The sequence below is a fragment of the Pseudomonas sp. LBUM1659 genome (assembly GCF_059716045.1).
In genome coordinates, this window is the sequence record NZ_CP166797.1 from 1,786,277 (window position 1) to 1,798,880 (window position 12,604).

Below are 12,604 nucleotides of genomic sequence, written 5' to 3' on the forward strand. Positions count from 1 at the left end.
ACCTGACTGGAGGTCTGACATGCTCAAACACGCCTTGGCGCAAAACGGCCTGATCGCGATCCTGCGTGGCCTGCGCCCGGAAGAAGCGGCGGCCATCGGCGAAGTCCTGTACTCCGCCGGATTTCGCGTCATCGAAGTGCCGCTCAATTCCCCTGAGCCGTACGAAAGTATCCGCATCCTGCGCAGTACCTTACCCGCCGATTGCCTGATTGGTGCGGGAACGGTGCTGACGCCGGAGCAGGTCGAGCAGGTGAAAGCCGCAGGCGGCCAAGTCATCGTCATGCCGCACAGCGATCCGAAAGTGTTGCGCGCAGCGAAAGCGGCGGGGTTGTACCTGTCGCCGGGTGTTGCCACACCGACCGAAGCATTCGCCGCACTGGCCGAAGGCGCGGACGTGCTGAAGATGTTCCCCGCCGAGCAGATGGGGCCGGCGGTCGTCAAAGCCTGGCTCGCGGTATTGCCGGCCGGGACCATTCTGGCGCCAGTCGGTGGCATCACGCCCGACAACATGCAGGTGTTTATCGACGCGGGCGTCAAAGGTTTCGGTCTCGGCTCCGGATTGTTCAAACCGGGGATGACGCCAGAGGACGTGGCCGTCAATGCCAAGGCCTACGTGGCTGCCTGGAAAGCCCTTCGCTAAGACTTTTTGGCGCTGTGAGCGCTGCCTCTAATAAGAGAGACAAGAAAATGAAAATCACCAAACTGACCACCTTCATCGTTCCGCCGCGCTGGTGCTTCCTCAAGGTCGAAACCGACGAGGGTGTGACCGGTTGGGGCGAGCCTGTGGTTGAGGGTCGCGCCCACACCGTTGCGGCTGCCGTTGAGGAATTGTCTGACTACCTGATCGGCAAAGACCCACGCAACATCGAAGATATCTGGACCGTGCTGTATCGCGGCGGCTTCTACCGGGGCGGCGCGATCCACATGAGCGCGCTGGCCGGTATCGATCAGGCATTGTGGGACATCAAGGGCAAGGCCCTGGGTGTGTCGGTCAGTGATCTGCTCGGTGGCCAGGTGCGGGACAAGATTCGTGTGTACTCGTGGATCGGCGGCGACCGGCCGGCGGACACGGCTCGCGCGGCGAAAGAAGCGGTCTCCCGTGGTTTTACTGCGGTGAAAATGAACGGCACCGAAGAGCTGCAATTTCTCGATTCCTTCGAGAAAGTCGACCTGGCCCTGGCCAACGTCGCGGCCGTACGTGACGCGGTCGGGCCGAACGTCGGCATCGGCGTCGACTTCCATGGCCGGGTGCACAAGCCCATGGCCAAGGTGCTGATGAAAGAGCTTGATCCGTACAAACTGATGTTCATCGAAGAGCCGGTGCTCAGCGAAAACTACGAGGCGTTGAAGGAATTGGCGCCGCTGACCAGCACTCCGATTGCCCTCGGTGAGCGGCTGTTCTCGCGCTGGGATTTCAAGCGTGTGCTGAGCGAAGGTTACGTCGACATCATCCAGCCGGATGCCTCGCACGCCGGTGGCATCACCGAAACTCGCAAAATCGCCAACATGGCCGAAGCCTATGACGTGGCGCTGGCGCTGCATTGCCCGCTGGGGCCGATCGCCTTGGCGGCGTGCCTGCAACTGGATGCGGTTTGCTACAACGCGTTCATCCAGGAACAGAGCCTGGGCATCCATTACAACGAGAGCAACGACTTGCTCGATTACGTGAAAGATCCGCGGGTGTTCGACTACGACAAAGGCTTCGTGAAGATCCCCAATGGCCCGGGCCTGGGCATCGAGATCAACGAGGAATACGTGATCGAACGCGCCGCCGTCGGCCACCGCTGGCGCAACCCGATCTGGCGCCATGCCGATGGCAGTTTTGCTGAGTGGTGAGTGCTTCATGACCCACCACCATCCCTGTAGGAGCACGGCTTGCCTGCGATGGCGTCAGTACTGACGCCGCTGACCATTAGCTGGACCGTGTAGGCCCAATCGCGGGCAAGCCTTGCTCCTACGGGGTTACGTTGCACCCACTGACCTCAATAAACATAAGAAGAGGCACTCCTCATGCAATCGCAAACCCTCACCGGGCAAGCGTCGTTGGTGACGCCCAGTCGCAAGCGATTTTTCATCATGGTCCTGCTGTTCATCACCGTGGTGATCAACTACCTGGACCGCAGCAACCTGTCCATCGCGGCCCCGGCGCTGACCAGCGAACTGGGCATCGATCCGATCCACGTCGGGCTGATCTTCTCGGCCTTCGGCTGGACCTACGCCGCCATGCAGATCCCCGGCGGCTGGCTGGTGGACCGTGTGCCGCCGCGCATCCTCTACAGTGTCGCCTTGCTGCTCTGGTCGATCGCCACGGTCATGCTCGGTTTCGCCGCCAGCTTCATCGCGCTGTTCGTCTTGCGCATGGCGGTCGGTGCCCTGGAAGCCCCGGCGTATCCGATCAACAGCCGCGTGGTCACCACTTGGTTCCCCGAGCGCGAACGCGCCACGGCCATTGGTTTCTACACCTCCGGGCAGTTCGTCGGCCTGGCGTTCCTGACGCCGGTATTGGCCTGGCTTCAGCACGAGTTCGGCTGGCACATGGTGTTCATCAGCACCGGCGCGGTGGGCATTCTGTGGGCGGTGATCTGGTACGCGGTGTATCGCGAGCCTCGGGATTTCAAAGGCGTCAACGATGCTGAAATCGACCTGATCCGCGAGGGCGGCGGGCTGGTGGATATCCAGGCCGAGCAAGCCAAGGTCAAAGCGAAATTCAGCTGGACTGACCTCGGGATTGTTCTGACTAAACGCAAACTGTGGGGCATCTACCTCGGTCAGTTCTGCCTCAACTCGACGTTGTGGTTTTTCCTGACGTGGTTCCCGACTTACCTGGTGAAATATCGCGGCATGGACTTCATCAAGTCTGGCCTGCTGGCGTCGCTGCCGTTTCTCGCCGCCTTCGTCGGGGTGCTGTGTTCGGGGTTCTTCTCTGACTTCCTGATCCGTCGCGGTTACACGGTGGGTTTTGCCCGTAAGCTGCCGATCATTGGTGGCCTGCTGATTTCCACTTCGATCATCGGCGCCAACTTCGTCGAGTCGACGCCGTTGGTGATTGCCTTCCTGGCGCTGGCGTTCTTCGGCAACGGGCTGGCGTCGATCACCTGGTCGCTGGTTTCCACCTTGGCACCGGCGCGATTGTTGGGGCTGACCGGCGGGGTCTTCAACTTCATCGGCAACCTGTCGGCCATCACCACGCCGATTGTCATCGGTTTCCTGGCGACCGGTGACTCATTTGCCCCGGCGATTACCTACATCTCGGTTCTGGCATTGATTGGTGCGCTTTCCTACATCTTGCTGGTGGGCAAAGTCGAGCGTATCAAGTTGTAGTCGCAGGCATCGGGCGACCATAATGCCGCCCGTTCACTCGCTCAACGGTAAAGGCTGGATATGCAGGAAGACGCCCCAAAAATCGCCAAGGACGCCGCGCCGACCGGCACCCAGACCCTGCTTCGTGGTCTGGGTGTGGTTCATGCTGTGGCCAGCGGCGCCCGCGATCTCAAGGAAATCGCCCGGCTGATCGGCACGACGCGCAGCACCACCCATCGACTGGCCAGTTGCCTGGTGGACGAGCGTTACCTGCGTGTCGTTCCGCAAGTCGGTTATTTATTGGGGCCGAAGCTGATCGAACTGGGTTTCCAGGCGCGTGAAGAACTGCCGTTGGTGACCTTGGCCGGGCCGTATCTGGATGAGCTGTCGGCGTTGACCGGCGACACTATTCATCTGGCGATTCGTGAAGGCGACGAGGTGCTGTACCTGCACAAAAATCCGGGGCGCAATGGCCCGGAAATGCGTTCGCGGGTCGGCCATCGCATGCCGTTGGCGCGCACCGGCATCGGCAAGGCCTTGATGCTGGATGACTCGCAGGAAGAATGGCAACGGCTGTACGAAGTCAGCTTGCCGGCGGGTGGGAAAAATCTGTTTTGGCCGCAGCACCCCGAGCAATCCTGGGAGCAGTTTCAGCAGCGCATGGTCGAGTATGTGACGGGCGGTTATGCCTTTGATCTGGAAGACAACGAACCGTCGATCCGCTGTGTGGCGGCACCGATTCGTGATGCCGGCAAGCGTATCGTCGCCGGCATCAGCATCGCCAGCACCGTGCCTTACATGCCGCTGGAAAAAATGGCCGAGCTGATTCCCCTGATCAAAGGGGTCACAGCCCGGCTGTCGGCAGAACTTGGCTTGAAGGTTTAGACCTTCAAGGTCGCCATGTCGATAACGAAGCGGTACTTCACATCACCGGCAATCATGCGAGCGTAAGCCTCGTTGATTTGGCGAATGTCGAGCATTTCGATGTCGCAGGTGATGTTGTGCTCGGCGCAGAAATCCAGCACTTCCTGGGTTTCTGCAATGCCGCCAATTAACGAGCCGGCCAGCACGCGACGGCCCAATACCAGTTTGGCGGCGTGGACCGGTGGCTCGATCGGTTCGATCAAGCCCACCAGAATGTGCACGCCGTCGAACCGCAGGGTGTCGAGGTAGGGGTTGAGGTCGTGCTGCACCGGAATGGTGTCCAGCAGGAAGTCGAAATAGCCGGCAGCGGCTTTCATCTGCTCGGCATCGGTGGATACGATCACGTGGTCCGCGCCCTGGCGACGACCTTCTTCGGCCTTGCTCGCCGAACGGGTGAACAGCGTAACTTCGGCGCCCATTGCCTTGGCGAACTTGATGCCCATGTGACCGAGACCGCCCATGCCGAGAATCCCGACCTTGTCACCGGCCTTGACGCCGTAATGTTTGAGCGGCGAGTAGGTGGTGATACCCGCGCACAGTATCGGCGCGGCGCTGGCCAGTGCGAGTTTTTCCGGGATGCGCACGACAAAGTGCTCGCTGACCACGATGCTGTCGGAGTAGCCGCCCATGGTGTTGCTGCCATCGACCCGGTCCGGGGTGGCGTAGGTCATGGTCGGACCTTCGAGGCAATATTGTTCAAGGTTGGATTGGCAGGCTTCGCAGCTGCGGCAGGAATCGACCATGCAGCCGACGCCCACCAGATCCCCGACCTTGTGCCGGGTAACATTCGCACCGATGGCGGTCACTTTGCCTACGATCTCGTGACCAGGCATCAGCGGGTAAACGGCAATGCCCCACTCGTTGCGCGCCTGGTGGATGTCGGAATGGCAGACGCCGCAGTAGAGAATCTCGATCGCCACGTCGTCGGCCCGAGGGCTGCGACGTTCGAATTTCACGGGGGCGAGGGGAGTGGTGGCCGACTGGGCGGCGTATCCGATGGCGGTGTACATGAGGAACCTCGCAAAAGCAGTGACAGGTGAGGCGGTGCATTCTGGGCGCCGCACCTGGCGCCGGCCATGGCGATTCCTCCGGGTGTCATGCCTATTCCTCCGGCATCCACGTTCGATTGATCAAATGGGCGATCAGACCTGCGAAGATGCTTCCATCCCTTTTTTCGCGACTTTTTTGTAAAGAGCTCCCATGTTGTTGACCCGTCATCTCGATGCCAATGCCACGCTGGTTTCGTTGATTCAGCCACTGACCACCCGCGACGGCTTCGCGCCCACCGCGTTGCCGGGTGTGCAGGTGTTGCGCGCCAGTTGCGATGTGGCCCGTGGCCCGCAGATTTATGAGCCGAGCCTGGTCATCATCGTCCAGGGCAGCAAATTGGCGTACCTGGGGCCGCGAACGCTGGAGTACGGTGCCGGGAATTATCTGATTCAGGCATTGCCGGTGCCGTTTGAATGCGAAACCTTTGCCGCGCCGGATGGGCCGATGCTGGGGATTTCCATCGCGATCGACCGGATTTTGCTCGGCGAATTGGTGTTGGCCATGGGGCTGGTGGCGGGGCGCAGTATTGCGGCGCAGACGCTGGAGTCGATGACCTCGACGGTGCTCGACGACGCGATGCGCGGGTGTGTGGAGCGGTTGCTGCGTTGCCTGCACGATCCGCTGGAATGCCAGGTGATGGGGCAGGCGCGTTTGCGTGAGTTGTTGTTCGTCGCGTTGCGCGGACCGCAAGCCGATGTGCTGCGCGCGCTGGTGGAGCAGCAGGGGCAATTCGCCCGCGTCGCGGCATCGCTCAGTCATCTGCATGCGCATTACACTGAGCCGCTGAATGTCGAGACCCTCGCCAGTTGCGCGAACATGAGTGCATCGACCTTTCATGAGCATTTCAAGCGCAGCACGTTGTTGTCGCCGGTGCAGTACTTGAAGCGTTTGCGCTTGCTCAAGGCGCAGCAGTTGTTGCTGTCTGAAGGCTTGGGTGTGGCGCAAGTGGCGCATCGGGTGGGTTATCAGAGTACGTCGCAGTTCAGTCGAGAGTACAAGCGCTACTTCGAGCGTAACCCGGGGGATGAGCGCGCAGCCTGATCCACCGATAGTCCCTTGTAGGAGCCGAGCTTGCTCGCGATAGCGGTTTGTCATCCGACTTCGTTGTTGTCTGACACACCGCTATCGCGAGCAAGCTCGGCTCCTACAAAAGCGGGAATAGCGGGAATAGCGGGCAACAAAAAGGCCCCCAATCGGGAGCCTTGATGTTCAGGCGTTCAACTTACATGTTCGGGTAAGTCGGACCGCCAGCACCTTCCGGTGTCACCCAAGTGATGTTCTGAGCAGGGTCCTTGATGTCGCAGGTCTTGCAGTGAACGCAGTTCTGGGCGTTGATCTGGAAGCGCTTCTCGCCGTCTTCCTTGGTGATCACTTCGTACACGCCGGCCGGGCAGTAGCGCTGGGCAGGCTCATCGTACAGCGGCAGGTTTTTGCTGATCGGGATGCTCGGGTCGGTCAGCTTCAAGTGGCAAGGCTGTTCTTCTTCGTGGTTGGTACCGGAAATGAACACCGAGCTGAGTTTGTCGAAGCTGATCTTGCCGTCCGGTTTCGGGTAGTCGATCTTCTTGCAGTCGGCGGCGAGCTTGAGGCAAGCGTAATCCGGCTTGGTGTCGTGCAAGGTGAACGGCAGTTTGCCGCCGAAGATGTTCTGGTCCAGCCAGTTGAAACCACCGCCAACGATGGCGCCGAACTTGTGGATCGCCGGGCCGAAGTTACGGCTGGCGAACAGCTCGTCGTAGAGCCAGCTCTTCTTGAACGCGTCGACGTAGGTGGTCAGCTCTTCGGTGCCGTCTTTCTCGGCGAACAGCGCCTCGGCCACGGATTCAGCGGCAAGCATGCCGGACTTCATCGCGGTGTGGCTGCCTTTGATCTTGGCGAAGTTCAGGGTGCCGAGGTCGCAACCGATCAGCGCGCCGCCCTTGAAGACCATTTTCGGCAGCGAGTTCAGGCCGCCTTTGCTGATGGCTCGGGCGCCGTAGCTGATGCGCTTGCCGCCTTCCAGGTACTGCTTGAGCACCGGGTGGTGCTTGAGGCGCTGGAACTCATCGAACGGCGACAGGTACGTGTTGCTGTAGGAGAGATCGACGATCAGGCCGACAACCACCTGGTTGTTTTCCAGGTGATAGAGGAAGGAGCCACCGGTGTTCTCGGTGCCCATGATGTCCAGCGGCCAGCCAGCGGTGTGAACCACCAGGCCTGGTTGGTGCTTGGCCGGGTCGATTTCCCAGATTTCTTTCAGGCCGATGCCGTAGTGCTGGGCATCGGCTTCGCTGTCGAGGTTGAAACGCTTGATCAGCTGCTTGCCGATGTGGCCACGGCAACCTTCGGCGAACAGCGTGTATTTGCCACGCAGTTCCATGCCCGGGGTGTACAGGCCTTCTTTCGGATGGCCTTCGCGGTCAACGCCCAGGTCACCGGTGATGATCCCGCGAACCACGCCGTTCTCGTCGATCAGCGCTTCCTGAGCAGCGAAGCCCGGGTAGATTTCTACGCCCAGGTTCTCGGCCTGCTGAGCCAGCCAGCGGCACAGGTTGCCCAGGGAGATGATGTAGTTGCCTTCGTTGTGCATGGTCTTGGGCACAAAGAGGTCAGGAATTTTTTGCGCGCTTTCAGCGTTCTTGAGAACGAAGATGTCGTCGCGGGTGACCGGCGTGTTCAGCGGGGCGCCGAGTTCTTTCCAGTCCGGGAACAATTCGTTCAGGGCGCGTGGTTCGAACACGGCGCCAGACAGGATGTGAGCACCGACTTCGGAGCCTTTTTCGACCACGCAGACGCTGATTTCCTTACCGGCTTCAGCAGCCTTCTGCTTCAAGCGGCAGGCAGCGGAAAGACCAGCGGGGCCGGCACCGACGATGACGACGTCGAATTCCATGTATTCGCGTTCCACAGGTTATCTCCTACTCAAGGCTCAACAGTTTTTTTTCTAATTTTGGAGGTTTGGTGTCGCATCCATGAATCCCTGCGCGAGCGCGGAACAGGACAATCGATAGTCCACCTTTCTCTCTAGGTGGCGCATTATATCTACACCACTCCCAGCGTCCAATACAAACGTTTGTTTGAATTGGCTCAAAGCCAGAGAAATCAAAGTCACGCGGCTTACGAACGGCCATTTTACCGTATTGACCGGAATAGGCGTTCCGGTCAAGATACGGGCGGTTTTGCGCTCGCCGTAGGCACACTGTTGGTTTCAAGAGCACCTCTAAAGACAGGGCGATGGCAGTACAAGGTGATGCGCAGGGCAAGCATGGCGCGCAGTTTACACGCCGCGATAATGAATGACTCGCCGGTCACCACTGACGAACGGTCATCAGCCTCGTGAGCAAGGTTCACCCGTACACAAGCCAGCGTTTTTAGAGGTGCCCTTGCGCCGATGAGCATCAACCGCCAGGTTCGCCTAGGCGACTTTCTTTTCACCGGAGAGTAACGAGGAATCCATGAAGGTTCTTGTAGCTGTCAAACGCGTTGTGGACTACAACGTCAAGGTCCGCGTCAAGGCGGACAATTCCGGCGTCGATCTTGCCAACGTCAAGATGTCGATGAACCCGTTCTGCGAAATCGCAGTGGAAGAAGCCGTACGCCTGAAAGAGAAAGGTGTTGCGACTGAAATCGTCGTCGTCTCCGTCGGCCCGTCCACCGCTCAAGAGCAACTGCGCACCGCGCTGGCTCTGGGTGCCGACCGCGCCATCCTCGTCGAGTCCGCCGAAGACCTGACTTCGCTGGCCGTTGCCAAACTGTTGAAAGCTGTTGTCGACAAGGAACAGCCTCAGCTGGTGATCCTTGGCAAACAAGCCATCGACAGCGACAACAACCAGACTGGCCAGATGCTCGCTGCATTGAGCGGCTACGGTCAGGGCACGTTCGCGTCCAAAGTTGAAATCAGCGGCGACAGCGTTGCCGTGACTCGCGAAGTCGACGGCGGCGCGCAGACAGTTTCCCTGAAACTGCCGGCCATCGTCACCACCGACCTGCGTTTGAACGAGCCGCGCTACGCGTCCCTGCCAAACATCATGAAAGCCAAGAAGAAGCCTCTCGAAGTGCTGACTCCGGACGCTTTGGGCGTTTCCACCGCCTCCACCAACAAGACCGTGAAAGTCGAAGCGCCTGCTGCACGCAGCGCGGGTATCAAGGTCAAGTCGGTGGCTGAACTGGTCGAGAAACTGAAAAACGAAGCGAAGGTAATCTAAATGACTATCTTGGTTATTGCTGAACACGACAACAAAGTAGTGGCCCCGGCCACGCTGAATACCGTGGCTGCCGCCGCCAAAATCGGTGGTGACATCCACGTTCTGGTTGCAGGCCAGGGCGTTGGCGCCGTGGCTGAAGCCGCTGCGAAAATCGCTGGCGTGACTAAAGTGCTGGTGGCCGACAACGCTGCCTACGCTCACCAACTGCCGGAAAATGTCGCGCCGCTGGTTGCCGAGCTGGGCGCTGGCTACAGCCACATCCTGGCTGCAGCCACTTCCAACGGCAAAAACATCCTGCCACGCGTTGCCGCGCAGCTGGACGTTGACCAGATCTCCGAGATCATCTCGGTCGAAAGCGCTGACACTTTCAAGCGCCCGATCTACGCCGGTAACGCCATCGCTACCGTTCAGTCCAACGCTTCAGTGAAAGTCATCACCGTGCGCGCTACCGGTTTCGACCCGGTTGCAGCTGAAGGTGGTTCGGCTGCCGTTGAAGCCGTTGCCGCTGCTCACGACGCTGGCACTTCGAGCTTCGTCGGCGAAGAACTGGCCAAGTCCGATCGTCCGGAACTGACCGCTGCCAAAATCGTCGTTTCCGGCGGTCGCGGCATGCAGAACGGCGACAACTTCAAACACCTGTACGCACTGGCTGACAAGCTGGGCGCTGCTGTCGGTGCTTCCCGCGCCGCGGTCGACGCAGGTTTTGTACCCAACGACATGCAGGTCGGTCAGACCGGCAAAATCGTTGCGCCACAGCTGTACATCGCCGTCGGTATCTCCGGCGCGATCCAGCACCTGGCCGGCATGAAAGACTCCAAAGTGATCGTTGCGATCAACAAGGACGAAGAAGCGCCGATCTTCCAGGTGGCCGATTATGGCCTGGTAGCTGACCTGTTCGAAGCTATCCCAGAGTTCGAGAAGCTGGTCTAATCCAGCGGCCTGACTTATAAAGAGCCCGACCTTTTGGTCGGGCTTTTTTTTTGTTTCGGATTTGAGTGGGAGAGTGTTGCCATGGATCTGCGTCGCGTGTGTGGCTGGCCATTACTGCTTGGTTTGACGATGTTGCCGGCGCTGTCCAATGCTGCGGGCAAGTGCGAGCGACTGGTCGTGACCGGCAGCCCGGACGCACCTCCGTACCTGTGGCAAGACCCGCAAAATCCTAAAAACCTGATCGGTGCCAGTGCTGATCTGTTGCAGCACGTGGCGGGGGAGTTGGGCATCAAGGTCGAACTGCTTTATGCCGGCAAACGCTCCCAGGCGCTGGACGAAGTGCGCAGCGGACGCATGGACATGTTGGCCGATGCACCGTTGACTGTCAGCGAACTGGAAACCCTGGATTACATTCATCCGCCGCTGCTGGAAAACGACTACCTAGTCTGGACCCGCAAGAATTCGCCATTGATCTACAACGAAGCTCAGGACCTCCACGGCCATCCCGGCGCATTGTCGGAAAAGTCTCGAATGACTCCGGCATTCGGCACTTTTGCCGAGCAGCAATTGACCCTCATCCGTACACCCAACTTGACCCTGGCCTTTCAGAAATTGCTCTTGGGGGAGGTGGAATTTGTCCTCGCCGGACGCTATTCAGGTATGGCGGTCGCGCAGACGCTGAGCATGGCCAACGACCTGATCGCCTACCCGCAACCGATCGACAAGCCCGGTCTGTACCTCGCGGTTTCCCATAACTCCGCCTGCAACGATCCGTGGTTGCGCGGACAGCTGGCCAAAAAGATGACAGAATTGCCCGCCTCAGGACTGACGGACGCCGCGTTGCAACGCAATATCGAGCGTTGGAAAGCGCAGCAACAGCAACAACCTGTCAGTACCCCAAAACAGTAGGGATTTTTAGTGAGTATTCGACCTCTTTTCGCTGCCCTGGCCGTTCTGGCTCTGGCGGGTTGTGCAGCCGATCCGGCGCCGAATGAACAGATTCGCCTGACCGAACAGGCACTCGTACAGGCCAAAGCCGTGGGCGCCACTGCCGACGACATGCCGGAAATGAAACTGGCCGAAGAAAAATTCGCTCGTGCCCAAAGCAACATGACCGATCAGTCCTACAAACGTGCGCGCATGCGAGCCGAGCAGGCCGAACTGGACGCGCGCTTGGCCGAAGCCAAGGTGCTGACCCTCAAGAGCGAGGAGCAACTGAACGTGCTCAATACCCGCATCACTCGTCTGCGCAAGCAACTGGGAGATGCCCAATGAGCCTCAAGTCGAAAGTGCTCGGCAGCTTGATCCTCGCCGGTTGCGCCAGCCTGTATGGCTGCGCCGGTCAACACAGTGAAGCCGCGTTGCAAGAAGCGGGCGCCGACTTCCAGAAGGTCAAGGAAGATTCCAATGTGCTGCGTATCGCGCCCAAAGACGTGATCCGCGCCGGTGAATCACTGGCCCGCGCAGATCGTTTGTCCAGCTATTGGGGCAGCGGTTCGGACGTGGTGCATTACGCCTACCTGAGCCAGCGCTACAGCGAAATCGCCCGTGAACACACCAATCAGGTACTCAACGAAGAGCGTGCGGCGAAGCTCGAACTGGAGCGTCAGCGTCTGCAATTGGCGCTGCGCGAATCCAAATTGCTCAGCGTTCAGCAGCAGGGCAAGTGGCTCGAAGAACAGATTGTCGCGTTGGCGACCACCCAGACTGACCGGGGGTTGGTGATGACATTGGGCGATGTGCTGTTCGATACGGGTGAAGCCGAGCTGAAAAACTCGGCGAACCGTGTGGTGCTGAAGATTGTTCAGTTCCTGCAGCTCAATCCGAAACGCGTGGTACGGATCGAAGGCTACACCGACAGCACCGGCGGCAAACACGATAACCTCAAACTGTCGCGTGACCGTGCGCAATCGGTAGCTGACGTCTTGATGGACTTGGGCATCGATGACAAACGCATCCAGGTCGAAGGCTACGGCGATGATTACCCGGTGGACGTGAACGCTTCCGAGCGTGGCCGTGCGCAGAACCGTCGGGTGGAAATTGTGTTCTCCGACGAAAAAGGCCAGCTCGGCGCTGCCCGCTAAGGGCCGCGTCTCTGGAAAACCCGGCCTGCCAGACAGCGCCGGGTTTTTTTACGCCTGCCAATTGTCTGGGTACATGGAAAAAAGAAGTACAGATTTTGCTGACACTGCACTGTACGGTCGACTATTGTGGCA

At 59.5% G+C, this 12,604-nt stretch carries 12 protein-coding genes; 10 read left to right on the top strand and 2 right to left on the bottom strand.

The genetic code is table 11. The annotated features are described in order from the left end of the window. Window positions 1-19: 19 nt before the first annotated feature. The 4 genes from ACA048_RS08110 to ACA048_RS08125 all read left to right on the top strand — a co-directional run bounded on the left by ACA048_RS08110 (window position 20) and on the right by ACA048_RS08125 (window position 4,185). The gene (locus ACA048_RS08110; protein WP_497628680.1) at window positions 20-640 is read left to right on the top strand and encodes a 2-dehydro-3-deoxy-6-phosphogalactonate aldolase; all 621 of its coding nucleotides are present in this window, start codon (window positions 20-22) and stop codon (window positions 638-640) included. A 47-nt stretch (window positions 641-687) separates the two neighbouring features. Beyond that, window positions 688-1,836: a galactonate dehydratase gene (gene dgoD / locus ACA048_RS08115; protein WP_007903915.1), complete on the top strand. Its 1,149-nt coding sequence runs from the start codon at window positions 688-690 to the stop codon at window positions 1,834-1,836. Window positions 1,837-2,010: 174 nt separating this feature from the next. Next, window positions 2,011-3,321 carry an MFS transporter gene (locus ACA048_RS08120; protein ID WP_223519022.1) on the top strand — a complete coding sequence of 437 codons (1,311 nt, stop codon included), beginning with the start codon at window positions 2,011-2,013 and terminating at the stop codon, window positions 3,319-3,321. Window positions 3,322-3,381: 60 nt separating this feature from the next. Next, window positions 3,382-4,185 (top strand): IclR family transcriptional regulator, encoded by an 804-nt coding sequence (locus tag ACA048_RS08125; protein WP_497628681.1) that lies wholly within the window; start codon window positions 3,382-3,384, stop codon window positions 4,183-4,185. Here the strand turns inward: ACA048_RS08125 and ACA048_RS08130 are convergent. Further along, complete coding sequence (locus tag ACA048_RS08130; RefSeq protein ID WP_497628682.1) at window positions 4,182-5,234, bottom strand: NAD(P)-dependent alcohol dehydrogenase; 1,053 nt, start codon at window positions 5,232-5,234, stop codon at window positions 4,182-4,184. The genes ACA048_RS08125 and ACA048_RS08130 overlap by 4 nt on opposite strands. Window positions 5,235-5,424: 190 nt before the next feature. On the opposite strand from ACA048_RS08130, the gene ACA048_RS08135 reads away from it, so the two are divergent. Further along, window positions 5,425-6,315, top strand: coding sequence for an AraC family transcriptional regulator (locus tag ACA048_RS08135; RefSeq protein ID WP_497628683.1), 891 nt, complete (start codon window positions 5,425-5,427; stop codon window positions 6,313-6,315). A 181-nt stretch (window positions 6,316-6,496) separates the two neighbouring features. On the opposite strand, the gene ACA048_RS08140 is transcribed toward ACA048_RS08135, so the two are convergent. Continuing rightward, window positions 6,497-8,161 (bottom strand): electron transfer flavoprotein-ubiquinone oxidoreductase, encoded by a 1,665-nt coding sequence (locus ACA048_RS08140; protein WP_497628684.1) that lies wholly within the window; start codon window positions 8,159-8,161, stop codon window positions 6,497-6,499. 547 nt (window positions 8,162-8,708) lie between these two features. Between ACA048_RS08140 and ACA048_RS08145 the strand changes: the two genes are divergently transcribed. From ACA048_RS08145 to ACA048_RS08165, 5 genes are all read left to right on the top strand, one after another. After that, window positions 8,709-9,458 (top strand): electron transfer flavoprotein subunit beta/FixA family protein, encoded by a 750-nt coding sequence (locus ACA048_RS08145; RefSeq protein ID WP_007945693.1) that lies wholly within the window; start codon window positions 8,709-8,711, stop codon window positions 9,456-9,458. Then, the gene (locus ACA048_RS08150) at window positions 9,459-10,388 is read left to right on the top strand and encodes an electron transfer flavoprotein subunit alpha/FixB family protein (RefSeq protein WP_497628685.1); all 930 of its coding nucleotides are present in this window, start codon (window positions 9,459-9,461) and stop codon (window positions 10,386-10,388) included. Between the two features lie 81 nt (window positions 10,389-10,469). After that, complete coding sequence (locus ACA048_RS08155) at window positions 10,470-11,297, top strand: substrate-binding periplasmic protein (RefSeq protein WP_497628686.1); 828 nt, start codon at window positions 10,470-10,472, stop codon at window positions 11,295-11,297. Between the two features lie 9 nt (window positions 11,298-11,306). Then, complete coding sequence (locus ACA048_RS08160; RefSeq protein WP_497628687.1) at window positions 11,307-11,663, top strand: DUF4398 domain-containing protein; 357 nt, start codon at window positions 11,307-11,309, stop codon at window positions 11,661-11,663. Continuing rightward, the gene (locus ACA048_RS08165) at window positions 11,660-12,472 is read left to right on the top strand and encodes an OmpA family protein (protein WP_497628688.1); all 813 of its coding nucleotides are present in this window, start codon (window positions 11,660-11,662) and stop codon (window positions 12,470-12,472) included. Before ACA048_RS08160 ends, ACA048_RS08165 begins: the two co-directional genes overlap by 4 nt. Window positions 12,473-12,604: the final 132 nt, after the last annotated feature.